A 25064-nucleotide genomic window follows, 5' to 3' on the forward strand; every position below is an offset into this window, starting at 1 on the left:
TATTTATGCCGCTAAAAAGCCGGATTTCATTTTCCGGCCTTTTAAGCTTCAAATTTTTTTATACTGCATTATGAACAAAGGAAACTATCGATGCCATCGGTATATCAGTTACCGAGCCTACTGTATAAACCGGTAAAGAGTCCCAACCTCCTGCAGTTGCAGCTCCGCTTATACTTGCCGGTAAAACTGGTCCCATGCCATATGCTCCAGCTGAATATCCTCCAGATGAAGAACAGCATCCGCCGCCCACACCAGTGCTACCGTCGTAGCCGTATCCTGGTTTAAATCCGGTACATGCATTACCTAATGAACATCCCGGTGGTGGACCAATTCTAGTTATCAGTCTTACAAAGACAGGGTTTACAGCTATTAAAACTCCGGTAAAACCAGAGCCGGATTGACCACCGCTGCTTGTAAAAATTGTTACAGTCTGACCTATATGACTTGCAAGTAATGCGTCCAGATTACATACTGGAGATACTCTGGCAAATCCACATCCTTCTCCCATTTTGACTAACTCCTTTCCAAATAAACATTTAACACGTAACCACTCTAGTTTATATTATGTTGACACTATACATAATGTTACTTTTATAAAATCACAAAATATTTTGCTGCAATAGTTTCAGCCCTTCGAGAGTTACTAATATAAGCTTATTTAAAATGGCTTTCAAAAGATATAGAGACTGGTAAAAACCAGTCTCTTTGAACTATCCCTTTCATGGTTGGTAGGAGAAAATACCAGCATTATTTGATTATGTTGCTGGTATTTTCATTAATTATGACAGTTCTATGGTTTTCCTTAACGCCTATATTGCACTATGGACAAAGGAAACTATTGATGTGATTGGTATATCTGTAACAGAACCAACACTATATACGGGAATTGAATCCCAACCACCAGCTGATTGTGCACTGTTCATGTTAGAAGGGATCATATGGCCTGACATTCCTGGTCCAAATCCACCACAGCATCCGGTTCCGAATCCAGGATCATTACCTCCGCCTACTGAAAAATTTGAACATGAATTTCCCAGAGCACACCCTGGCGCAGGGCCAATCCTGGTAAGAAGCCTTACAAACGCACAATTAACAGTCATTAATACACCGGTGAAACCTGATCCGGACTCGCCACCACTGCTTGTAAAAATGGTTACGGTCTGACCTATATATTTTGCAAGTAAAGCCTCCCAGTTCATTGTAGGTGAACATGCTTCCTTTGTTGTTCCACGATTAAATTCGAAATCCTCTGACATTCCACTTCCTCCTTATATACTTTATCTAATTTATCTTATGTGAACTTAAGAATAAATGTGACTAATTGAAATTAAAAACAACAACCTGACGGCGTCCCGTCAGGTTGTTGTTTTTAATTATATCAGGCTCAATAACCATAGTTATTGTAACCCATAATCGTTATATCCTCCGTAATTGTTGTCGTAGCCAAAGCCGTAGTCATTATCTCTGCCATAGCCGAAATCTCCGGAAAATCCGCAATGGGAACCAAAGTCATTTCCACAGCACTGATTTCCATATCCACCGTAACCCATATCTCCATACATACCAAATGGAGATCCGTAATTATAACCGTTGTAAAGTGAATAAAGATAGGGCTGCAAGGACCCTCCATAGAGTCCTCCGTAAAAAGGTAAATATCTTGTATCCGTAGTACTGACCTCCTAAGCTAAAAATGCTTTTTATTAAATTGCATTGTGTACAAATGAAACAATTGCTGCAATAGGTATATCTACTACAGAACCAACAGTATAAACAGGCAGATTGCTCCAGCCGCCCGCTCCATAACCTGAACCACATCCATAGCCGGCTCCGTATCCTCCACCATAACCACCCTGTGAAAATCCACTGCATGAATTACCCAGAGAACATCCGGGAGGTGGCCCAATTCTGGATATTAATCTTACAAAAACAGGATTTACTGTTAGAATTACTCCTGTAAAACCTGAACCTGACTGACCACCGCTACTTGTAAAAATTGTTACTGTCTCTCCGACATAGTTCGCAAGCAAGGCACCCCAATTTGCTACAGGGGATATACCTCCGCCACATCCACAACCATCTGACATAGTACGCTATCTCCTTTCATTTATTTCATACTATACTTTATGTCTACTAATTAGCCTATGTTACTTTTGAGATAACTTTAACCTTGTGTATCCTTAGATATCTCTACCCTAACTTTCTCGTAGGGTTCTTCGTCCCTGCCTTTTGATTGTGTAAAAACATGAATATCCATACATGCGTTTTGCATGTTTTCATACCCGGTGCCATCATTTGATATCACATCATAGCTTGTTATATTATGGAAATTGAATGGTATTATGTTGCCGGAATCATCCATATAGTTGATTTCCAGTTTTTCAATCTTGGAATCCACAGGACTGGTCCAATATGGCTTAAAACCAACTCCTATGATTCTTCCGTTAATACCATGGGAAGGTATATTCAGCCTGCACCCTTGCCTGGCAAGATTCAAAAGTGCAAACTTTAGATTTTCGATCTGTTTATAATTCATTAACGTCACTTCCGTAAACCTACCACCAATAATCAGCTATTACATCTTATGTTTACTTGGCTGTTTAGGTTACATAAATTATTTGCCAGGTCAGAGAATGTCGGTATTCTCCCTTTATTGAAATGAAGAAGCATGCTATATCTGTTGGTATAGATTAGAATTTTCTTTTGCTATTCTTTGTTCAAGAAGGGCAAAAATTCTTTGTGATTCACTTACAAACAAATCTATGTCATTAGTTATTTTTGTTCTTGTATTAAAACGATCTTTATACACCATAAATTCGGTACTTATAGTCCCCATTTCATCTATATAAGCCTGTGCTGTTGTCCCCACTTCAGAATTACTGCTTTTAAGGAGCTGCGGATACATGTACTGATCTTCTGTACCAAGATGAACTTTAAGTTTACCGGCAAGGTTACTTATCTTTGATGAAATCTCAAGGGCCTCTTTGGCAATATCCTTATGGTTAATATAGGATTTAATATCTGATAGAATTTCAGCAATCTCCTCATGCTGTCTCTTTAAGGTTTCTAAATATAACATTTGTCATCCTCCGGCAATTTTATAGTCTTTATATACCCCATGTAATAGCTCCAAAACATACTACACCGTAGAACAAACGCAAAAAAACCTACAAAACACTTGATTTTTGTAGGTTTTTAAGGCATCCATCTAGAATTATCTTTTGTTACTCATGAAGTTGTTTTTCCTTTTTTAACTTGAAAATCTTCCTTAGATACCCTATTACTAACCAAGTAAGGCATACACCGAATATTCCATTAATGCAAACCAGAGGGGAAATATAAGTCAGATAGCTGCTGTTATATCTAAAACTTGAAACTATTCCGTTAATAATATTAAGTAAAAATGCAAATAGGTTTATCAATCCTATAGTACCCAAAAAAGTACTTACCCTCCTATAATGATTAATCTTTGACTCTATATCGGAGTATATGTCAAATGGACCTTCTGAAGATTTCTTTCGAAGAAAAATCCAGCGCCAGTAAGTAGCAACACATTCAATACCGCTTTCCTCTAAAAACCTTATATATGCCACACTTTCAGCATGCGATGGAACATGTTCCAGAAGTTCGAGTCTGTAAATATAATCATTATTCGGTGTTTCCGTAAAAACGTACCTGCACCATGAGTAATCCGTTAATGCCATGCCCTTGGATGACATTTCATTAAGCCATTTTTCCTCTTTTTCAAAATCCCAATATGCTTTCCAAACAACATGTTTCATTAAAATTCACCCCCTGTAATCTTCTTGCCGTTTTCAACTAACTCTTCCAATCTGACTATTTCGCCACTGATAATCTCTTTACCCAAGTCAGTTATTTCGTATTCCTTTTTTCTTGAATCCTTTTCTACATTAATGGATTTAATCCAATTTTTTTCTAACAATGTATTAATTGCTCCATACAAAGTACCTGCTCCAAGATTAACTCTTTGCTTGCTTAATTCCTTTACGTTTTGCATTATCCCATATCCATGCAACGGTTTATACAGTGAGAGGAGAATATAAAATACTGCTTCCGTTAATGCACCTCGTTCTTGACTTTCAGGCATTTAAATCACTCCTTGCTTCCACAGTTCTATCGGCGTTCGTTATATCGGCTATCGTTATATCTAATACAATTATATCGGCTTCCGTTATACGTGTCAATAATTTGGCAAAAAAAAGAAGCTTGAATGTAATTCTCTAAAAAGTTATATTCAGGCTTCCTTAATACTGTTATTCGCCCTGTAGCATAACAAAGTTAATTATTATTTTGGGGAAGCTGCTTTAAACAGTTGAATATTTCTGTCAATTAGCTTTTTGTGAAAGTCAACATGCTCTATATATTGACTAAGTGCCTCTTCCAAATTTACTTTGCCTTTCTTATCATGTATATAGGCATACTTGGTCCAATCACAAGCAATAATTGTTTTTAGATGGCTTACCATGTAGCTGCGGACTAATTTCATTAAATCCATAGACATTTTAAGATCTGAAAGCTGGTAGTCTAAATTCCTTGTCCAGATTTGATCAAATGAAAGGACAGGAGTATCAGGCTGTGCAATTGCCTTTCTATAACGATGAAAATTGGCAATATCAACCTCCATGCAATGAATTATCTGCTCCTTTATAGACCAGGCATCTTCAAATGGCCTATATAGTATAAGCTCATCAGATAGTTCAAGTACATAATCAAATTCATTTGATAGAAGCTCAAATTGTTGTAAAAGACTGTTTTTTTCCTCTTTTGTCATTTTACCATTTCCTCACTTTTTTATATCTAATTGTAATATTTTACAATATTAACGTCAAATTAATGTGTATTTCCACAGGCCCATCGGCACTTATTGGCTATCCGTAACATAAAAATATTAGGCGGATGTCGAAAAGCACCCGCCTAATATTTTATGTTCTTATTGATAAATTAAACTGATAAATTACCTACCATGTAGCTCACCTCCCTTATCAAAATAGCTATTGTTTCCGGAAACAATATATATGTACTTCGAAGTACCACAAATTAAACACTTGCCTTGAAATAAAACATGTTTGTTATACTATATTTGTCTGAACTATGACTTCCTTTTTTATTGATCAATCAGAATCTTTGAATCATTACTCAGGTAGATATCGTGAATTATGTCCTCTATTGCTTTTTCTTTTATTTCAATATCCGCTATTTCAGCTATCTTTGATATTTCAAACAGCAAATGACCGGCTGAGGATACTGTTTTATCAACAACAAAGCTCCATTTTAATCCGTTTAATTCAGGCACACCCTTTACGCCGGGAATATCAAATTCATTTATAGGCGCCAGAAGGTTTACCGTTACGACGCTTGTTTTATTATAGCTATCTCTAAGATTGGTCATGGGACAATCAACAACAATGACTCCCTTATCAATTAAAATAATCCTCTCACAAATTTCTTCTATATCCTTCATATCATGAGAGGTGAGAATTACCGTGGTTTTGTACTCCCGGTTAAGCTTCAGAATAAACTCACGAATTTGACGTTTTGCCACAATATCCAGACCTATCGTAGGTTCATCAAGGAAAAGCAATTCCGGATTGTGCAATATGGAAGCAGCAATTTCCGCTCGCATACGCTGTCCGAGACTGAGTTGACGGACAGGCTGGTTCCATATGCTTTCGAGATCAAGGTATTCCTTGAAAAGATCCAGATTTTTTGCATAAACATTATCCTGAATCCTGTATATCTTCTTTAAAAGCTTAAAAGTATCACTTATGGGTAAATCCCACCACAGCTGGCTTCGTTGCCCAAATACAACACCTATATGATAAGCATTTTGTTTTCTCTTCTTAAAAGGATCGTTCCCCATAACGGTTATATTCCCTGATGTAGGAGCAAGAATTCCACTAAGCATTTTTATGGTGGTAGACTTGCCTGCTCCATTAGGACCCACAAATCCCACAAGACTACCTTTTGAGATTGAAAAATTAATATCTTTAACAGCATTTATCATCTCAAACTTCCTTGCAAACATAAATTTTAAAATGCCACCTTCACGCTTTGCTATTTTATAATCACGAGACAATCCTTTAACATTTATAAGTTGTTGTTCCATATATATTCCTCCCGTAACGGATATCATGAAAAGTCCTCATTAGTGTATTGATAATACTTCAATTCAATCAGCATTTCGCTCAGGAACTGTTCGAAAAGTTCTTTGCTGTTCATTATCATATTGCTTACCCTGTCTCTGGAGGTCATTGCAAGCTCTTTATTTGGGGATATAGTTACTTTCGTAAATAAGTTCAATGCAGTCTGGAGAGTTGTAACTATCTTTTGAATTTGACCAAGCAGTAAATCCTGTTTACGTAAAATATATTTATTATCAATTAAATAATTCAAACGCTTAAGCCATAATGTTGACATATCCTTAATAAGTCCAAGGGGTCTGAATCTGTTAAATTCAATATCTTTAATCTGCTGTGCAATTAAATCAAAGCTATCTGCACCAAAGAAAAAATCTCCCTTTTCTTTAATACTAATCGAATTAAAATTGAAATTAATATTTTCGCCTGCCATATTCCTGAATATATTTTCACATGACATGAATTGTTCAATTGAATGTATCAGTTCAGCTATACTGACGACAAAAGTATATTCCTCTCTGTACCTCAATAACATGACATTTGAGTTTTTACGGAATCCTTCAAATTCGTTAACTCCGTAGAACCCATTATGCATTTCCTCGTATGAACAAACATAGCATCCGAATTTACCTCCGGGCATATCCTTATACGGGAAAAAATCACCCAAATAGAACTCTCTTTTTTCACTGTCATAACCATAAACAATCAGATTGTGTGCCTCAGCATTATACCCCTTGTAAGCATTCATATCTTGTCTGTTAACTGCTATATAAATATAAAAATCATTATTTAAAGCGTATTCAAGATATTCAACGATATCACATTTCATATTGTCAATATAATCATAAGTTACTCCTGATATGGTAAGATAAGGGCAATTAAAAAACTCGGTGGTTCTTGCAAACCCGTCCAATACCAAGGATTTAGCCATATAAATGTTAACCAGATTGTTTACCATCCAAGGAGTTGCTTGTGGATAGCTATCTAATATTGCCATTAAGTATGTGTCTGCCGGCAAATGAGATATATCCGGTTTTGTAAATGGTAATATTTTATTCATTTTTGTCCTCTTCCTTTTAAAACTTAATTATGTTAGCTGCCGCTGCCTGAATAACGCCTCAGGCCTCTGTTAAAAATAAATATAGACAGCGCAAAAATCATGACCCCTATAAGCGGAGATAATAATCCTATAATTAAATCCGAACAAGTCTGCACTTTCATTAATATTATAAGACTTGGATAGTAATTGATAATGGCATAGGGCAGTATAAAAGTTAATATAAATCCTATATACGTCGGAAATATTGTTAGCGGATATTGAATCATAGAGCGTATGTCATAATACAATGTCACAGACAGAGAATCTGTCCGTAACAGCCAGAAGCTTAAACTTCCCAGAATAATCATAGCACCTGCCTGAAAGAAAATACCGCCGATTATGGTAAAAACCAAATAAATATACGAAAAAAATGTCATCCTATAATTGATTTTATATATTGCAAGAATCATAAATATTATTGTTACAAGAATTTGTCCGAGAAAAGTATCTCCAAAACGGCGACACATCATTTGCTTTATAACTCCCATCGGGCGTATGAGATAGCTGTCGAGGTTCCCAGAAGTTATCTCATTTTCAAGATGGTACACTGTATACCAAAAAAATATTCCTGCTATTGCATAGGTTACTACATTTAAGCCGTATAACAATGTCATTTCTTCGAAACTCCAGCCTTCAATACTATTGAACCGCTGTACCAATGCCCAAAATGTTATATAGGAAATAAAGTATCTGTAAAAATTTACGGTCAGGCCGGTAAAAAAACTTATGCGATATTCCATTCTAGACTTTAAAAATATCTTTACATAACTGCCATATATGCTTAAAAACTCCATATTACCCTCCTTGTACAACCGCTTTCCTTAATGCCATCTTATATACGATAAAATTGAGAACGATAAAAACGCAAATCCATCCAAGAAGTATTAAGTAATTTGTAAGAATGCTCTCTCCTTGTACCTTTGCAAACAAAAGCTCAAGGGGAAAAGAATATAAAAATCTAAAGGGTAAAACTGTGGCTATAGATTTAAGAAGGCCGGGCAGTATAGCAATGGGTAAAAAAGATCCGGCAAAGAGTCTAATTGTATCCTCTATCAATAATTTCAGTGGCCATATCTCAATTATTGCAAATGCCAGAAAACCAATCAAGGCATAAATCAACACCAGTAATATATGGCCTAATATCAAAGCTAAAAGAACCAATAATATATTACTGTATACACCGCGATAAAGCAGCGGAATGAAAATGATTGCTATAGGCAGGCCCTGGACAACGAATTTTGAAACAGTTTTTGCCAGTTCCGTTTGCCATGACATGGCAAAGATGTTTATGGGCCTCAGCAGGTCAATAACAAACGCACCGGAGGATACTTTACCTCCTATACTATCTGATATACCCGGGGTATAAATCATTGCTATAATATTTGACATTATCGTATACCGAATCATATATTGGATCATCTCTGTATTTTCTTTGTACAAGGATTTCCACAGCAGTATATTAATATAAATTACCAGTATGGAGCCTAAGCAAGAAAAAAACATAGAGTAACGGTATACAAAAGAATTCTTTAAAGAAATATAAAATAAATACATGTTTTATTCTTCCTTTATTAAATTATGGACTAAACTATATATTCTGACTTCAATTTCACCATATCAATTTTCCCATTATCCGTAAGTTCAAAATTATCTTTTTGTATCAAAGTCGTTGGCAGCATATATTGAGGGAGACTCAGCCCTAAATCGTTAAGTATCCTCTGCTTCATTTCTGTAACGTCAATGGACTTTTCAGATGTTTTATAAAAAGCAACTATTATGTCCGCATTTATCTTATTCTTTGCAACCAAAACTGCGGACATTTCTATATACTGCAACCTGTTTAGTTGATTCCTTATCTCTCCCAATTCAACCCTGTTTCCATTGATTTTGACAAATTGGTCGTCTCTACCCAGGTATACCAGCTCACCGTTTACATATTTAGCCTTATCCCCTGTTTTATAAAGAACCGGCGACTCATCCAAGTGATTCTGTAAAAAGGCTTCTCTGGTTTGCTCAGGTAGGTTTAAATACCCTTTTCCTACACAAATACCTGATATATATATTTCTCCTTCTACATCATTTTCAGTTATAACATGTTTATTGGAATCCAGTAAATAAATCTTCACATTATCAACAGGCTCACCCAAGGATACATATTCGTCGTCATATGATATATCAAATTCTTTTGCAGTGACACAAATAGAAGTCTCTGTAGGCCCGTAAAAATTGTATAGTTTACATTCCGGCAGTACCTTCATAAATTTCTTAATACAAGTGGGGGTCAATTCCTCACCACTACTTACTACTCTGCGCAGTGAGCTTAGAGAAGTATTTTGCATACTGCTGATTTTTTCAATGAAAATACTAAGAAGCGAAGGAACGAATTGGACTACTGAAACTTTCTTTTGTATAATCAAGCTGGTTATAAATGATATATTTTTATATGAAGTATCTTTGGTAACAATTAATCTGGCTCCTGAAACCAAGGGCAAGAAAATTTCCCATAAGGATATATCAAATCCAATTGGTGCTTTAAATAAGCAACATTGCTCCTCATCCATCTGAAAGTAATTTTTTTGCCACTTTATACGGTTGGAGAATCCGGCCTGGTGAATCAATACCCCTTTAGGAGAGCCACTCGAACCGGATGTATACAATAAATAAGCCAAATCATCCTTAGTACCGTGATACTTAGGAAAACCGACGGCTTCAGATTCCTCAGCCGGTAAAGAAATTATCTTGACATTGCTTTGGAAAGGGTTTGCATCCGGCTCATCTGTTAATACAAAAGTAATTTTTGCATCGTCAACAATAAATTGAACCCTTTTTTCCGGATACTCCCGTGAAATAGGAACGTAAACTCCTCCCAGTTTCAAAATCGCCAATAATGCATAAATATAATAATCGGATTTTTTTGCAAATAATCCAATAAAGTCCCCTTTTCTTGCACCGTTTAAATATAGTTGGCATGCTATCTGGTTAGCTTTGTTATTTATGTCATAGTATGTAAACTGCCGGTCATTAAATTCCAGACAAACTCGTTCCGGAAATGCCTGTACAGCGTTTTCAAACATATCTACAACCGTAGTAAAACCTTTTTGTATTGGAGACGTTGGCATTGACAATTCCCACTTTCCATCTATGTCTATAATATTACATCTGTTATTTTTTTCTCAGATTCTTACCCAACCTGACTTCGTTACCTATATTTCTCAAAATTGATTTAACCTCATCCAATTCAAACCCATGTGCCAGCATTTCAAACACATGATGAGTCTGTATTGTTTTAATTGTGGAATTTGTAATTCGTTTCGGGAACTCATTACACAATTCTTCTGCCTTACTGTAATCCATTGTAGCATGAGACCATTGATAGTTATTCCCAACAAGGTTATAGGCTTCTTTCTGTTGTGATATTGGTGTAGTAATGTCGTAATACCAAGGTACAACAGCATAGAAATCCGGAGCCGCGTTATTTATGAAATTAATTGTATCGTTAACGCTTTCCTCAGTTTCTCCCGGGAAGCCCACAAAGAAGAATCCCATTGTAGCAATACCATGTTTTTTGAGAAGTGATATTCCTCTGGTCAGATCTTCTACAGTGGTTTTTTTGTTCATTCTGCTAAGCATCTCCTGATTACCGGATTCCAGCCCTAATATTACTGCAACACATCCTGTTTCCTTCATCAGCTGTGCCAGTTCATCAGTAATAAACTGACAGCGTACATATGAAAACCATTTAAAGTTATATTTATTTCTTTTCATCATAAGTAACATATCTTTAAACCGCTCTGTTGGTACATTCAGATTATCATCAATAAAATGAACAATCTCCGTCTTTCCCATTTCATAAATCTGGTTTAATTCCCGTTCCACGTTATCAATTGTTCTGATTTGATGTTTTCCGCTATGAATTGGATAGGCACAGAAAGTACAGGAATATGGACATGATATGGACGCTCTGATTGGAACTATCTTTAAATTTTGATCACCAAACAGCTTCCAATCCAAATTACAATCTTCTAAAGATTCATATTCTGTTTCGGTTTCATTCTTAATAAACTGGTTGCCATTGCGGAAAGTGATATTTTTTATATCGGACAATTCCTTTTTGCCATTTAATGCTTCAATGATTTCTATGAGCTTGTCTGCACCTGCATAAGAATTGAAATATATATCCGCACCAATTTTTTTGTAAAGGAGCTGCAGTTCTCTCAATGTAAACTGTTTGGTTTTTGCAACAATAAAAGGACCTCCAACAAATATAGTAGCTGAAGGTTTATATTTTTTAACAAATGCTGCGATTTTTTCAAGAGATTCAAAATCAGTAATATGAGTAGTTGAAATACCAACATACTTGTAATCATTACTTGTTAACTTTTCTTTAAGTTCATCTTTAAAATCTTCAAATGAAGGAAGGTAATCACATGTGTATCCGTTTTTTATAAGTTTTGTACCCAAATGTGCCAAAGCACCCGGGAATGAAACATTTAATTCAACCTCTTTTTCGTCATATACCCTTCCAATCCTCTCCAACTCTTTAGAGACGTTAGAGCCTGTAAAGCTAATTAACAGAACATCATACATCTTATCCATTGTCACACCCACCCCTAACTTATTTTTGACTGCCTGAAAAAAGGCTATTCCTTGTTGAAACCTACTTATATTTGTGCCCGGGATTTTACATAGGATATAAAGTCCTCTAGAGTTTTAAATGAAGATATGGCCAGCATTTCATCATCAAATATAAAATTGAATGTCGTCTCAAGTGATGCACATATTTTAATAAAACTCATTGAGTCAATATTAATACTGCTTAAATCTAGGTCAGGTCTAATATCACTGTAAAGCATATCTAAATTTGCTTCAATCGCTTTCTTGACCTCATTTTCTACAACATCCAACTTTTCATTTTTTTCAATTTGTTCAATCATCATATCTCCCCCTAGCATAATTTTTAAAAAAAATATATAATTCAGTTCATTATTTGCCGGATATTTTTTTTACAATATCGGTAAATAATCTCTTCCATTAAAATCAATTAAAATAGTAAGTCAATTTTACATAATCAATATTTCTATTTTTAATATATTTCCAAAATCCTACATAATATAGCTAATAACATTCTACAGAAAAGAACAATTACTACCTTATTTTTTTATATTATACATATTATTTCTATTTGTCAATATTTTACCATTATATGCAATTATTTGGGACTCCCTTACCATCCTCGTATACCAAATACCCTAATTATGGTATTTACTGTTTTATGTACTTCTGTAAACTATTGACATCTCTTAACAATTTGTTTATAATTAGGACAAATTTGTTTTCTTCCATTAGGAATTAATATACGCCTTACCATTCCCCTTGAATTTGTTAAAATGCTGGCAGTATTAAACGTTTCCTATTTTCTATCAACTACCGTTATCAAATCTCAAATTCATCCGGGTATCGGATTATCAGTATGGTAATCCTCGGGACACTGAATTCTCATATTTTATATGATTGAGAATGGAGTTGAATTACAGGTGGAAATTCATGATTTGTCAAGGTTTACAAAATATAGTTCCTGCAATAAAGAAATACATGTTAAATTACAAAGAGAAATCACCACCTACCTAAATTACAGTTTGCCATTGTGTGCAATTCTATGGGATAGGAAAAAGGAAAATTGGACTTATGAGCATTTTACACAGCTCTATTGTATTAAGGATAAAAATGATTATTTATGGCTTGACTATCTGGAGGATATTCTATTTCCCCAAGATGTATCCGACTACATATTTATCCCCTCAGATGATTTAAAAAATGAAAATGATATTATTTTCTTAATAAAGGAAAAAGTAAGTCTTTGCAATTGTCTTATGATTTTTTTAGATAAATATTATATCAGCAATTCAAGGAATTACCTAAAAAGACATGATATATTTCAAGCCTTTATATATGGATACGATGATGTGTCAAACGAGTTTCTGGGAATCGGATTTCAGGATAATAACACATTTGATTATTTGCATTACTCCTATTCAGATGTATCAGAAGCTTACACATCATGTAGAAACGGATACGAGTCCTCTCCAATATGGGTCAGGTTATATGCATGTGTTCTTATTAAAGTAAAAAACTTAGGTGAAGAACATAAGTGCAATTTTACAAAAATAATATCCGACATGAAAAATTATGTATCCTCCATTGGCTATGAATCCGACCTGAGATATGAAATAAAAGTATGCCGGGGAACAAATGCCACATATGGGATAAATGTAATTAAAGAAGTCATTGATCATTTGAAGCGATTATTAGACGATACTTGGACTATAGATTATAGACATATACATTTACTATATGAACATAAAAGGCTCATGAAAAAGCGAATTGAGTTCCTTGGTCAAATATATGGTTTCAATGATGATAAATTTTCTAAATCTCTCTCAATATATACAAGTATAGAAAAAAGCTTTGAAACCGCCAAAGCAATTTATATGAAAAGCATTTTGGCTCAAACCAATTACAAAAGCATTTATGGTTGTCTAAAAAACGCTGATACTATTAAAAAAATTATAAGTATATATGAAAACGAAATACACCGAGAAGAGGAAATATTAAGCTATATTATATACCGCTGTTCTAACGGGTAGATAGTAAAAATCCTCAGATATCTGTATTTCAAGATTTCTGAGGATTTTCTTCTGGAGGCGCCACCCAGATTTGAACTGGGGAATAAAGGTTTTGCAGACCTCTGCCTTACCACTTGGCTATGGCGCCATCAATATTGAGGCAGACCACATAAGCAATCTGCCTCATTTGTTTGGAGCGGGTTAAGAGATTCGAACTCTCGACTTTCACCTTGGCAAGGTGACACTCTACCGCTGAGTTAAACCCGCATGCTAAATTGAAAAGCCTTTTAACTTATCAATTTAATTTGGTGCCCAGAGCCGGAATCGAACCAGCGACACGGGGATTTTCAGTCCCCTGCTCTACCGACTGAGCTATCTGGGCAAATTGGCGACCCGGAACGGGCTCGAACCGTCGACCTCCAGCGTGACAGGCTGGCATTCTAACCAACTGAACTACCGGGCCAATTTGTATCTCTCACGGAAAATGGTGGGAACTATAGGGCTCGAACCTATGACCCTCTGCTTGTAAGGCAGATGCTCTCCCAGCTGAGCTAAGCTCCCAAGGTTATTTCCGTGAGCGACAATTGATAGTATACATTGCTTGCTTATTAAAGTCAACAAGTTTTTTGTCTTTTTTTTAAAAATATTTTAAATACACTTTAAAATACTCTATAAAGCTTAAAATATCAAGCTTTTATTAATTATATCATTGTACATTTTCCTTTATAATATCCTCAATGTCCTGATGAGAAAAGTTGTATTTTGTATTGCAGAAATGGCATTGCAGCTCAGCACCTTTGCCATCTTCAAGTATCTCAAGCAAATCATTTTTACCGATACTGATTAGATTTCTCTCCATTCTTTCACGTGAACAATTACACTTGAAACTACAAGGAACTGTTTCTACTATTTTTGGGGCCATACCTTCTAAAAGCATATTCAATATTTCCTCAGGTGTTGTTCCTTCCGATATGAGTTTAGAAATAGGAGGAAAACCTATAAGACGTTTTTCCAAGGCTGCAACTGTTTCTTCCTCTGCCCCGGGCATCATTTGTATTATAAATCCCCCTGCACTAGTTACTCCCGAAGAATCTATTAATACTCCTAATGCTACCGTAGAAGGTACTTGTTCAGATGTTGCAAAGTAATATGTCAGGTCATCGGCTATTTCCCCAGAAACAAGCTGTGAAAGGCCAACATAAGGTTCCTTAAGACCCATATCCTTTATAACATTAATATAACCTTCGCCCATTGCAGTTCTTATATCAAGCTTACCACGTTCGTTAAGTGGAAGATAAACATTGGGATTATGCACATAACCTCTGACATTTGCCTTGGAATCAGATGCTACAACAATCCCTCCCAACGGCCCGTCCCCTTTTATCTGTATGGTAAGCTTATCTTTTTCCCCTTTAAGCATCCTGGACATCATGCCCGCCGCTGTCAGTGTCCTACCTAAAGCAGCTGTTGCTATGGGGGAGAGTCCATGTATCTCTGAAGCCTGTCCTACCATTTTGGTAGTCGTTGCTGCAAAAGCTCTCACCGTTCCCTGAGCAGCAGTTACCCTTACTATATAATCACCCATATATCCTCCGTACTCTGTAGCTATATTCGTTACAGATTCCATAATATTTACTAAATGTGTGAACTTAAATGACCCATATATATTGAAAGCCCCGATATTTATAATATCGGGGCGTTAATGGCTACTTCAGTATATAGTTAAAGCAATAATTATGCTCTCTGAACGTTTGCAGCCTGAGGACCCTTAGCTCCTTCAACAACGTCAAATACTACTTCTGAGCCTTCCTCAAGTGTTTTGTATCCATCCATAGTGATTGCTGAGAAATGAACAAATACGTCATTTCCGCCATCTCTTTCGATAAATCCAAATCCTTTTTCAGCGTTGAACCACTTTACTCTACCTTTTTCCATTATAAAATTCCTCCTGAAATATAACTAAACTGTGCGGCGACAACGTCGCCACTTTTTGATAACATATAGAAGTTTAACACATAAGACTTAAACTGTCAAATTATATTTAACTTATAATATGCCATTTATAAATCTATTCACCCGATGAAATTGATTCAAGCTTATTTTTTCACCATTATCGGCAATTATTCCTCTTCTTCTCTGGAATCTCTTTCAAATTGAGAACGTAAATTCCAAACAATTTATGTAACCATTTTATTTCCTGCAAACATAAAAATTTCTTTGGCTTCTGGGAGAAGGTTTTCTCAAAGTTAATTCCCCGAAACGGGATACAAACTCCATACCTGATTTTTTGATAAAATCCATTATTTCGCTATCGGAGTAAGCCTTTTCATAATGGGTCTCATCAAACCTTTCATACAATCCATCCTTCTTTACAAAAAAGGTAAGATCAAATCTTGCCTTCCTTGTCTTTGGGTTGTAATCATTCTCCCATATATATGTAACCTCATCGTTAATTTCATAAAAAAGATTGTCGGCAATTGTGTTTTCAAATTTGTACTGTGTATTTACATCAAAAATGAACAATCCTCCGGGATTGAGATAATTCTTTACCAACTTGAACATTTTATTTATTTGTGAAGGATTAGTGAGATAATTAAAGCTGTCCAAAAGACATACTATTGCATCCACTGTTCCGTAAAGTTCAAAGCTGCACATATTCTGATTTAATAAAAGTATATCTAAATCCTCTTTGTCAGCCTTTTCAGCTGCACAGTCCAACATGTCGGAGGATAAATCAAGGCATATCATATCGTACCCCCTGCGGGCCATTTCAACTCCAAAGCTGCCTGTACCGCAACCAAGCTCAAGTATCATAGAAGCACTCAGATTATTCTTTCTAAATATACTTTGAACATAATCCGCCCATCTTTTATAATCAATATCCAGAGTTAATTTATCGTAAACATATGCAAAATTATTATAAATAATTAAACACACCCTTCTGATTTTTATTATTGAAATAGTACCATATTATACTTAACATATACAAGAAAGCCAGCAAATTATATCTGCTGACTTTCCTGAACCTGCATTTTTTTCCTTTTTGTAACCAAGCCTCCAATGCGTCCTGTTTCTTTTGGAGTAAGGCTTTTCCAGCCATTTTTCATAACCTTTTCTATTAAACCCAGTTCCCTAGCAATTTCATACTTTAATTTTTCATTATTATCCACTTTATCAGCACCTCCTGTTGGTATTATGTGGATAATAATCAATATTTATACCTAATCCGGTATTATTTTTGACTAATAACCTCAATTGCTTTTTGAAGCTGTAAGTCATCTTCTCTTGGAATTGCCGCAACATCTGTATCTTTATACTTATCTGGTAATTTAATTTCAATATCGGGCTTTATACCCTGTCCCTGGATACAAACACCGGAGGGTGTATAATATCTTGCTATTGTTACCTTTAATCCCGTGCCGTCCTTAAAGGAATAAGTTGTTTGAACCAACCCTTTTCCAAAGGTTTTTGTTCCTATTAATGTTCCTTTTTTAAAGTCCTTAAGAGCACCGGCAAGAATTTCAGAAGCACTTGCACTGTTGCCGTTTGTAAGTACTGCTATTGGCATATTTAATTCTGTTGCATCTGATGGCTGCACATTTTTTTTGCCGTTTTTGTCCTTTGTAAATACTATAGTTCCCTCGGGTAAAAGCCGGTCTGCCAGTGACACTACTTCATCGTATAATCCTCCCGGATTATCTCTTACATCTATTATTAACCCTTTAGCCCCCTGCTTTACCAAGGTGTTTAACTGACTTATAAAGTTCTTGCTGATATTTTTATCAAACATTTTAAGCTTGATATATGCAATATTGCCATTTATCATTTCACTTCGAATGTTTACCAGAGCTTTGATCTTTTTTCGCATTACAGTGATATCTTTGGTACTACTTTCCGATTCTCTGAGTATAGTAAGAACCGTTTCCGTATTTTCAGGGCCCTTTATCATACTTGCTATAAGTGTTTCATCCTTGATACCCGTAATGTCTTTACCGTCAATTTTAAGTATCTTGTCCCCTTGCTTTATTCCTGCGGCTTTTGCCGGAGAATTATCATATGGCTCCAACACGGTTACTACTCCGTTTTTATCAAGTACTATTGGCAATCCAACACCTACGTACTCATTCTCAGTATTGTTCTGAAGGCCAGTAAACCATTTCATTTGCTCCTTATTGTAATATACTGTATAAGGGTCGTTCAAGGAATCGGCCATGCCGCTTATTGCACCTTCTACAAGCTTATTGGTATCTACATTTTCATAGTAAGCTTTCTGTAGTATGCTCCTTGCCTCGTTAAACTTTAGTATAGTGCTCCTGTCTACACTTTTTTTATTAAAAGTAAGGGAGTAACTTCCATTAAAATACATTAAACCGCCGTACACCAGAATCGATATTGTAAAACATACAATTGCTGTCATTGTTATGACTGAAAACAAACGTTTTGTTTCTTGGTCTTTCATATTCAGCATTAAGAACACCTCTTGTTTGATTTTTTTCTTAGTAATATTCTTCCATATTTTCCGACTTTTAAGTATACAATAATAGATATGTCTAAAAATATAATATTAAACCCGCATTTATAATATGCGGGTTTGTCTGAATATATATTTTATTTATAGTAAGCAAGCGGGTCTTTTGTCTCTCCGCTTGTTCTGACTTCAAAATGCAAATGCGGTCCCGTAGACAACCCCGTACTTCCAACCTTTCCAACGGTATCACCTTTTTTAAGGTAATCACCCACCTGTACCAGTATTTTGCTCTGATGGGCATAAAGTGTTGCAAGTCCTCCACCATGGTCTATAATGACACAATTACCATAGCCACCGTTCCAGCCCGCCATAATTACCTTTCCGCTATTGGCAGCAATAATTGTTGCACCTGATGGAGCATCTATATCTATACCCGTATGGAACTTTCTGACTTTATAGATAGGATGTATCCTATATCCATATGGAGATGAAATTCTTGTATAACCCGGTGTAGGCCAAGACAGTACCCCTCCCGCATATTTCGCTGTAGTACTGCTTAACTGGGTTATCTTTTTAGTCAGTTGCTTTGATAAGGCTATCATTTCATCTTCTTTTTTTTCAAGATCTTTCAACTTCGATTTTGAAGCCTCTATTTCAGATTGAACCTTTTTACTTGTACTCTTTATATCGGCAACCTTATTAGTCAAAGTTTTTAACTGTTCATTTTTTTCCTGAAGTTCTCTCAGCTTATCTTGCTTTTGAAGTTCAGTGCTCTCTCTTCCTGTTATAATCTCCTGTATTAGCTTGCTGTCATTTTCCTTTACCAGTGAAATTATCTCCAATCTGGAAAAGAATTCACTCAGGCTCCTTGATTCTACAAAAACCTCAAAGGGAGATTGATTCATATTCTGATACATAATTCTCATTCTAGTCTTAAAAAGCTCTGTTTTAGCCTTATAATCCTTATCAATCTGTTCAATCTCTTTTGTAATGCGCTCAATATCCGACTTAACATCAGAAATTTCCACCGACTTTTTGTTCAAATTACCCTGAGCCTTCTGAGCTTGGGATTCCAGATTTTCCTTGTCTTCTTTACCCTGCTCAATCTGACTTGACAAGGCTTTCTTTTCACCTGCTATCTGACTAAGCTCACCTTTGACATTTTTCTGCTGCTCTTTCGCTTTATCCAAAGTGGATGCACTGGCAGGTATAACTACACATGAAAATATGTACAATATAACCATTAACAAAGTTAACCGTTTTTTCATTTTACCCCCCTATTTATCATACGTATATAATTTAATTATTTAAAATTATAAATTCATACTAAACATGGAGGTGCTTACGGATTGACATTACACTTCCGGATGCACCTATTAAAGCACTAACCCCCAGATAGAAGAAAACAAGGGTACTCCATACATACTTGTAATCCATTATTTCAAATCCGTCACCCAATGTAGCAAGGTTGCTGGTTACTCTTGGCTGTGTAAACCCATAAAGATATGAAATAATCACAAACGCAAATAATGCACCGGTTAACCCTATGAGAATTCCCTCAAATATAAACGGCCATCTAATAAACCAATCGGTAGCACCTATGTATTTCATAATATTTATTTCCTTACGCCTTGCAAAAACTGTAAGCTTTATTGTGTTTGAAATTATAAACAGCGAAACAATTAATAATACCCCGATCAGAACAAGGCTTACTATTCTCACCCATCTTGAAACGGTAGCAATGAGGTCTATAGTTTGTTGAGAATATTTCACATTTTCCATCCCCGCCAAAGCACGGAGTTGACTTGCCACAAGCTTGCTGTTCTGAGGATCTTTCACTTTTATTATAAAAGATACGTTCATGGAGCTTTCGTCATAGCCCTCAAGTATATTTGCCCCACCCTCGTTTGACTTGTCATCGGCAAGAAATTTTTTAAATTGCTCAAAAGCTTCTTTTTTTGTCACTATAGAATAGCTCTCAATATATTTGTTATTCTTTATTTCAGTCTCTATTCCGGAAATCTGCTGGTCTGTCAATGTAGGTAAACAATATGCCTGCATCTGAGGCTGAGCGTACAATATATCAAGATTGTGATTCAGATTGACAAGTATGAGATAAAACCCTCCAAAAAGAATCAAAGCCGCACTTATTATACTGATTGAAGCCAGTGACATAAGTTTGTTTCTATATGCATTTTTAAAACTCTCTTTAAGAATATATTTTAAACTCCGTATCTTCATCCACGTAAAGCCCTTTCTGCTGATCCCTTATTATCTTGCCTTTCTCAATGGCTATTACCCTTTTCTTCATAGCATCGACTATGCTTCTTTCATGAGTAGCTACTACAACAGTAGTTCCTCTCTGGTTTACCTCCGTCAGAAGCTTTACAATCTCCCATGAATTTTCAGGATCAAGATTTCCTGTAGGTTCATCCGCAATCAGCAGGGCAGGATTATTTACCAAAGACCTTGCAATAGCCACTCGCTGCTGCTCTCCTCCCGACAACTGGTGAGGGTATGCATTCGCTTTTCGGCTCAAACCCACAAGTGCAAGGGACATAGGTACCTGTCTGCGTATTTCACGAGGGAGACACTCTGTTATTTCCATTGCAAATGCAATATTTTCATATACAGTTTTATTGGGCAGAAGTCTGAAATCCTGAAACACCATGCCTATACCCCGACGCAAATATGGTACCTGTCGAGTATGCAGTTTTGAGAGCTGGTACCCGTTTACAATGACCTCGCCCTGAGTTACGGATTCTTCCTTCATTAAAAGTTTAAGTAAAGTAGATTTACCTGAACCGCTGGAGCCAATAATAAAAGCAAAATCCCCCTTATTTATCTTAAGGTTAATTCCTTTTAATGCTACAGTACCGTTCGGGTATTTTTTATACACGTCAATAAATTCTACCACCTGCAATTAACTCCCTTGTTTGGATTTTGTGACCGTGCCTTACAGCTGAGGCTAACCGTTAAGATTAGCCAGATACTTTTTGACAAGTATTGCAACTTTAAATATTACAGCATCATCAAAGCTGGTAAGTTCAAGACCCGTGAGTCTCTTAATTTTTTCCAGCCTGTATACAAGAGTATTTCTGTGAATGTATAGCTGTCTTGCAGTTTCACTGACATTTAAATTATTCTCAAAGAATTTCTGTATTGTCAGCATTGTCTCGTTGTCCAGAGAATCTGCAGAGTTGTCCTTGAAAACCTCGTCAAGGAAAAGTTGGCACAAGGTGGTTGGAATATGATATATCAGACGCCCCATACCCAAATTATTATAATCAAATATATTTCTATCTCCACTGAATATATTTCCGATTATCATGGACATCTGAGCTTCTTTATAAGATTTTGTAATATCTTTAAGGTTATCTATGATAGTACCTATTCCTATATAGGCTTTTACCATAAGTTCCGAATTAAGTGTATCTACAATCACTCTTGCGAGTTTATATACTTCTTTGTAGTCATCCTTATTCTTGACCTCTTTTACAAGAACCACATTATCATCATCAATGACCACAACGAAGTCCTTTCCTTTATTTGGGAAAAGGCTTTCTATAATTTCATGGACATGAATATCCTTGTCACTGGTGGCGTTTATCAGATATACAACTCTCATTGCATTATAATCAATATGAAGCTCTTTTGACCTTACAAGAATATCACCGGGTAAGATATTTTCAACTACAATATTTTTGACAAAAGTATTTTTATCATACTTTTCATCATAATAGCTTTTAAGATTAAGTATATTTAAAGTAAATAATTCAAGAAATTTTGAATCCTGCGGATCAGCCGCTTGTATAAAAGTAATAAACTCTATCTTATTTTTCAAGATAACCTTATTATATAATTTCCCGTCTATAAGTGCTTGTTGTGCCCTTTCCAGTACAAAAGAAGCAGCTTGCTGGTCTTGTTGTCCTATCATCTGAAAGTTCGAATGGGCTATAACAACACCACTGTCATCTGTTACCCCAACCTCTTTGCCGAGTATTTCACTATATTTGTCAGACAGCGTCTGAAATAATTTTACAGACATCATAAACCTCCCTGCTTAAAATGAGCGTAGTAAATTGCCGTAAATGTATCACAATTAATTAGAATTATACACTATATCATTTTTTTTTACTACAACGCATATTGTAAATTTATTTTTAATGACCTTCAAATATCACTATCTGTTGATAATTGCAGGCTTATTCTTATTCTTAAACAAGCTTAGTCCGATAATCATTAAAAGCGGAAATACGGTTGCGGCGAATATCCCCGTTTTTAGACCAACCTGTTGTGCATCCAAACCATATACAGCACCAAGCTCAACAAGTTTAGCGGATTTTTGTGAATAATCGGAAATCAGTCCGGCAACCCATGGTCCCACAGAACAGCCCAAGTCACCGAAGATTGCAAGAATACCAAACATCGCCGTACCTCCACCGGGATATTTTTCGGACGTAAGGCTGAAAATACCCGGCCACATGAGACTCACAGACAAGCCACATAATGCACAGCTAAGCAAAGATATAATCGGTATCTGTACAAAAACAGCAGTTGTATAACAGATTACGCACAAGACGCTGCTTGCCAACAAAGCCTTTTTAAGATTAATCTTATGCCCGTATACACCGTAGAGAATCCTCACCAATCCCATTAATACTGCAAACAGACACGGCCCCAGCAAATCTCCCATAATTTTTGACACCTTGAGACCTTTTTGAGCAAATAGTGATGACCATTGGGACATTGCCAATTCAGAGGCGCCCGCACATACCATAAGTAACATGGCAATCAAAAAGAGCCTTGACTTCAGCAACCGCTTTACGGGAACCCTTTCATGCTCGGGTATAGCAGGGACCATGGGTACTCCCATAAATTTAAAAAAGTTATAGGCAGGGACAGCCGCCCAGATTATGGGCAATATATACCAGAATCCTTCCCCGGCTATTTTAATAAATAATGTGGATATTAATACTACAGCAACCTGTCCCCAGCAGTAAAAGGAATGGAGCAGACTCATAGCGGAAGCCTTGGCATCACCGGGAATGGAGTCTACAATTGGACTAATCAATACCTCAATTAAGCCCCCGCCTATTGCATACAGCACTACAGCCATGACCAGACCGATATATGGCGTTGGCAATAAGCCCGGCAATGTGCCCAGACCTACAAGTCCTGCAGCACAAAACAAATGTGCGGCAACAACAGATATTCTATACCCTATCTTATCCACAAATCTCACCGCCAAAGCATCTACGATAAGTTGTGTACCAAAATTTATCAATATTAATCTTCCTATCATTTCAAATGAAATATTATATTGATTCTGGAAGATTATAAAAAGAAGCGGTGCAAGATTATTTACAATTGCTTGTGAAATGTAGCCGAGATAGCAGGCATGTAGAGTATTTTTATAGGTTTTATCCATTTTACGCTCCCTTTAATTTTGAGTCTTTGTCATACAAATTTAGTTTCAAATTGATTATAGCATCTTAAGTTAAAAATTTCAGTTGTTAATTACATATTAGAGTTTACAAAATTAATTCGTCCACTGTTTGTAAATCGTTTATTATTTGCAAACCTTAAAGCTTTAAAATCTTTTAGTAATATCGTACGTTCTCAAGAATATATTTGTTTAATATACCTATATTCTATAGTTAACTCAAATCGGATATATTACAAATGTAAAAGGAGAGAATTTTTATGTTACAGATTGAAAGAGAAAAAAGCTTTAAAGCAGAAAATGTTTTATCCTTACGCAGAAAAGTCACGCAGTCCCAAGCAAATGAAGAGATGAATAAAATAGCCAAGTATTTAAAAGAAAATAGCCTAAAGCAAACCGGTCCAATCATTACGGCTACGTTTGCCATCGATTCGGGATTGAGTGAACCTTTAATAGACATGGAGATACTTGTTCCAATAGACAAAAAAATAAGCTCACCGGTAGAATATAAATTTAAAGATATTTTTCATATCAAACATGCTGTCCATGCTAAACACGTAGGCACCCCTGCAACATTGCATAAAACCTATAATGATCTTTTTACCTATATAAAGGAAAACAATCTCCAGCAGATTACAACCGCATATAATGTCTATATTAAGAATATTGAATCAAGGCAGCCTGCTGATAATCTGAATATAGATGTATATATCGGAGTTAACCCGTCTGTTTTATAGCCATAATTATACACATTTCTACAATGGAGGAAAATATCATGTTTGATAAAAACAAAGAAAAGAACATTCATACAACTCTTTCCGACATAGTGAGAGGAATGCTGCATTCCGTCAATTGTAGTCAGGAAATTCTGGATCAACATTATAATAGGATCATTGAGAGATATTTCAATTCGGATGGAACTCCGATAACTAAGTCATTTAATATAGATTCTGAAAAGTGTGTTGATATACCCCTAATTACTTTAATAAATCCCTCTGCACTAGCTCTAAAGGAAATAGATCTGGAAATGTCTCTTCATATTGACCAGGTCAATGTCAAAAAGGATGTATGTTCCAACTTGGCTGATATTCTTGACAGAGGAAGCTTTAACGTTTCTGTTGTTCCAACAAATAAACCCAACGACAAACAATCGGATATGGTGGATATTTCAATGAAGTTCAGAGCAATAGATGCACCAGAGGGAGTATCAAAGTTTTTGGATGAATTTATAAAAAAGATTAATCCAAGACATTGTGAACCCAACAAAGATTAA

29 protein-coding genes and 5 tRNA genes are annotated in these 25064 nt (G+C 35.8%); 3 read left to right on the forward strand and 31 right to left on the reverse strand.

The window, feature by feature from the left end; genetic code table 11:
• Positions 1–58 precede the first annotated feature (58 nt).
• From L323_RS39050 to L323_RS39125, 16 genes are all read right to left on the reverse strand, one after another.
• Positions 59–508, reverse strand: coding sequence for a hypothetical protein (locus tag L323_RS39050; RefSeq protein ID WP_020817125.1), 450 nt, complete (start codon positions 506–508; stop codon positions 59–61).
• Between the two features lie 301 nt (positions 509–809).
• The gene (locus L323_RS39055) at positions 810–1256 is read right to left on the reverse strand and encodes a hypothetical protein (protein WP_020817126.1); all 447 of its coding nucleotides are present in this window, start codon (positions 1254–1256) and stop codon (positions 810–812) included.
• 128 nt (positions 1257–1384) lie between these two features.
• Complete coding sequence (locus tag L323_RS39060; RefSeq protein WP_020817127.1) at positions 1385–1630, reverse strand: hypothetical protein; 246 nt, start codon at positions 1628–1630, stop codon at positions 1385–1387.
• Positions 1631–1700: 70 nt separating this feature from the next.
• Positions 1701–2084, reverse strand: coding sequence for a hypothetical protein (locus L323_RS39065; RefSeq protein WP_020817128.1), 384 nt, complete (start codon positions 2082–2084; stop codon positions 1701–1703).
• A 77-nt stretch (positions 2085–2161) separates the two neighbouring features.
• On the reverse strand, positions 2162–2533 hold the full coding sequence (locus tag L323_RS39070) for a hypothetical protein (RefSeq protein ID WP_020817129.1): 372 nt from the start codon (positions 2531–2533) through the stop codon (positions 2162–2164).
• Between the two features lie 135 nt (positions 2534–2668).
• On the reverse strand, positions 2669–3076 hold the full coding sequence (locus L323_RS39075; RefSeq protein ID WP_020817130.1) for a hemerythrin domain-containing protein: 408 nt from the start codon (positions 3074–3076) through the stop codon (positions 2669–2671).
• Positions 3077–3221: 145 nt separating this feature from the next.
• Positions 3222–3779 (reverse strand): DUF2812 domain-containing protein, encoded by a 558-nt coding sequence (locus tag L323_RS39080; protein ID WP_020817131.1) that lies wholly within the window; start codon positions 3777–3779, stop codon positions 3222–3224.
• Positions 3779–4105 carry a PadR family transcriptional regulator gene (locus L323_RS39085; RefSeq protein ID WP_020817132.1) on the reverse strand — a complete coding sequence of 109 codons (327 nt, stop codon included), beginning with the start codon at positions 4103–4105 and terminating at the stop codon, positions 3779–3781. Before L323_RS39085 ends, L323_RS39080 begins: the two co-directional genes overlap by 1 nt.
• A gap of 198 nt (positions 4106–4303) precedes the next feature.
• On the reverse strand, positions 4304–4789 hold the full coding sequence (locus L323_RS39090) for a DinB family protein (protein ID WP_020817133.1): 486 nt from the start codon (positions 4787–4789) through the stop codon (positions 4304–4306).
• 333 nt (positions 4790–5122) lie between these two features.
• Positions 5123–6124, reverse strand: coding sequence for an ABC transporter ATP-binding protein (locus tag L323_RS39095; RefSeq protein ID WP_038276266.1), 1002 nt, complete (start codon positions 6122–6124; stop codon positions 5123–5125).
• Between the two features lie 23 nt (positions 6125–6147).
• A complete protein-coding gene (locus L323_RS39100) occupies positions 6148–7215 on the reverse strand; it encodes a hypothetical protein (RefSeq protein ID WP_020817135.1) in 1068 nt (355 codons plus the stop codon).
• 32 nt (positions 7216–7247) lie between these two features.
• Positions 7248–8048: an ABC transporter permease gene (locus L323_RS39105; RefSeq protein WP_020817136.1), complete on the reverse strand. Its 801-nt coding sequence runs from the start codon at positions 8046–8048 to the stop codon at positions 7248–7250.
• 1 nt (position 8049) lies between these two features.
• Positions 8050–8808 carry an ABC transporter permease gene (locus L323_RS39110; protein WP_020817137.1) on the reverse strand — a complete coding sequence of 253 codons (759 nt, stop codon included), beginning with the start codon at positions 8806–8808 and terminating at the stop codon, positions 8050–8052.
• Positions 8809–8837: 29 nt separating this feature from the next.
• Positions 8838–10373: an amino acid adenylation domain-containing protein gene (locus tag L323_RS39115; protein ID WP_020817138.1), complete on the reverse strand. Its 1536-nt coding sequence runs from the start codon at positions 10371–10373 to the stop codon at positions 8838–8840.
• Between the two features lie 43 nt (positions 10374–10416).
• Positions 10417–11850 carry a PhpK family radical SAM P-methyltransferase gene (locus L323_RS39120; protein ID WP_020817139.1) on the reverse strand — a complete coding sequence of 478 codons (1434 nt, stop codon included), beginning with the start codon at positions 11848–11850 and terminating at the stop codon, positions 10417–10419.
• Between the two features lie 65 nt (positions 11851–11915).
• On the reverse strand, positions 11916–12191 hold the full coding sequence (locus tag L323_RS39125) for a phosphopantetheine-binding protein (protein WP_242835342.1): 276 nt from the start codon (positions 12189–12191) through the stop codon (positions 11916–11918).
• A 597-nt stretch (positions 12192–12788) separates the two neighbouring features.
• On the opposite strand from L323_RS39125, the gene L323_RS39130 reads away from it, so the two are divergent.
• On the forward strand, positions 12789–13898 hold the full coding sequence (locus tag L323_RS39130; RefSeq protein ID WP_020817141.1) for a hypothetical protein: 1110 nt from the start codon (positions 12789–12791) through the stop codon (positions 13896–13898).
• A gap of 52 nt (positions 13899–13950) precedes the next feature.
• Here the strand turns inward: L323_RS39130 and L323_RS39135 are convergent.
• The 15 genes from L323_RS39135 to L323_RS39200 form a co-directional block, all read right to left on the reverse strand.
• A tRNA-Cys gene (locus L323_RS39135) sits at positions 13951–14025 on the reverse strand.
• 44 nt (positions 14026–14069) lie between these two features.
• Positions 14070–14144, reverse strand: a tRNA-Gly gene (locus L323_RS39140).
• Positions 14145–14183: 39 nt separating this feature from the next.
• A tRNA-Phe gene (locus tag L323_RS39145) sits at positions 14184–14259 on the reverse strand.
• Positions 14260–14263: 4 nt separating this feature from the next.
• Positions 14264–14340, reverse strand: a tRNA-Asp gene (locus L323_RS39150).
• Between the two features lie 22 nt (positions 14341–14362).
• Positions 14363–14438, reverse strand: a tRNA-Val gene (locus tag L323_RS39155).
• A gap of 145 nt (positions 14439–14583) precedes the next feature.
• Positions 14584–15462: an Hsp33 family molecular chaperone HslO gene (gene hslO / locus L323_RS39160; RefSeq protein ID WP_020817142.1), complete on the reverse strand. Its 879-nt coding sequence runs from the start codon at positions 15460–15462 to the stop codon at positions 14584–14586.
• Between the two features lie 149 nt (positions 15463–15611).
• Positions 15612–15812 (reverse strand): cold-shock protein, encoded by a 201-nt coding sequence (locus L323_RS39165; RefSeq protein ID WP_015926262.1) that lies wholly within the window; start codon positions 15810–15812, stop codon positions 15612–15614.
• 255 nt (positions 15813–16067) lie between these two features.
• Positions 16068–16814 (reverse strand): class I SAM-dependent DNA methyltransferase, encoded by a 747-nt coding sequence (locus L323_RS0121270; RefSeq protein ID WP_031342530.1) that lies wholly within the window; start codon positions 16812–16814, stop codon positions 16068–16070.
• Between the two features lie 65 nt (positions 16815–16879).
• Complete coding sequence (locus L323_RS39170) at positions 16880–17047, reverse strand: small, acid-soluble spore protein, alpha/beta type (protein WP_004621484.1); 168 nt, start codon at positions 17045–17047, stop codon at positions 16880–16882.
• Positions 17048–17109: 62 nt separating this feature from the next.
• Positions 17110–18345, reverse strand: a complete 1236-nt coding sequence (locus tag L323_RS39175; protein ID WP_020817143.1) for a S41 family peptidase — start codon at positions 18343–18345, stop codon at positions 17110–17112.
• Positions 18346–18485: 140 nt separating this feature from the next.
• A complete protein-coding gene (locus L323_RS39180) occupies positions 18486–19613 on the reverse strand; it encodes a murein hydrolase activator EnvC family protein (protein ID WP_020817144.1) in 1128 nt (375 codons plus the stop codon).
• Positions 19614–19671: 58 nt separating this feature from the next.
• A complete protein-coding gene (gene ftsX, locus L323_RS39185; protein ID WP_020817145.1) occupies positions 19672–20586 on the reverse strand; it encodes a permease-like cell division protein FtsX in 915 nt (304 codons plus the stop codon).
• On the reverse strand, positions 20555–21262 hold the full coding sequence (gene ftsE, locus L323_RS39190; RefSeq protein WP_014315148.1) for a cell division ATP-binding protein FtsE: 708 nt from the start codon (positions 21260–21262) through the stop codon (positions 20555–20557). The genes ftsX and ftsE overlap by 32 nt, the downstream gene beginning before the upstream one ends.
• A gap of 51 nt (positions 21263–21313) precedes the next feature.
• Entirely contained in the window at positions 21314–22393 is a 1080-nt protein-coding gene (locus L323_RS39195) for a PucR family transcriptional regulator (RefSeq protein ID WP_020817146.1), read from the reverse strand.
• Between the two features lie 135 nt (positions 22394–22528).
• Positions 22529–23776 (reverse strand): MFS transporter, encoded by a 1248-nt coding sequence (locus tag L323_RS39200; protein WP_020817147.1) that lies wholly within the window; start codon positions 23774–23776, stop codon positions 22529–22531.
• A 275-nt stretch (positions 23777–24051) separates the two neighbouring features.
• Between L323_RS39200 and L323_RS39205 the strand changes: the two genes are divergently transcribed.
• Together L323_RS39205 and L323_RS39210 are read left to right on the forward strand one after the other, a co-directional pair.
• Positions 24052–24528 carry a GyrI-like domain-containing protein gene (locus L323_RS39205; RefSeq protein ID WP_020817148.1) on the forward strand — a complete coding sequence of 159 codons (477 nt, stop codon included), beginning with the start codon at positions 24052–24054 and terminating at the stop codon, positions 24526–24528.
• A 38-nt stretch (positions 24529–24566) separates the two neighbouring features.
• Positions 24567–25064: a DUF2589 domain-containing protein gene (locus tag L323_RS39210; RefSeq protein ID WP_020817149.1), complete on the forward strand. Its 498-nt coding sequence runs from the start codon at positions 24567–24569 to the stop codon at positions 25062–25064.

This window comes from Ruminiclostridium papyrosolvens C7, from assembly GCF_000421965.1.
GTDB classification, from domain to species: domain Bacteria; phylum Bacillota; class Clostridia; order Acetivibrionales; family DSM-1351; genus Ruminiclostridium; species Ruminiclostridium papyrosolvens_A.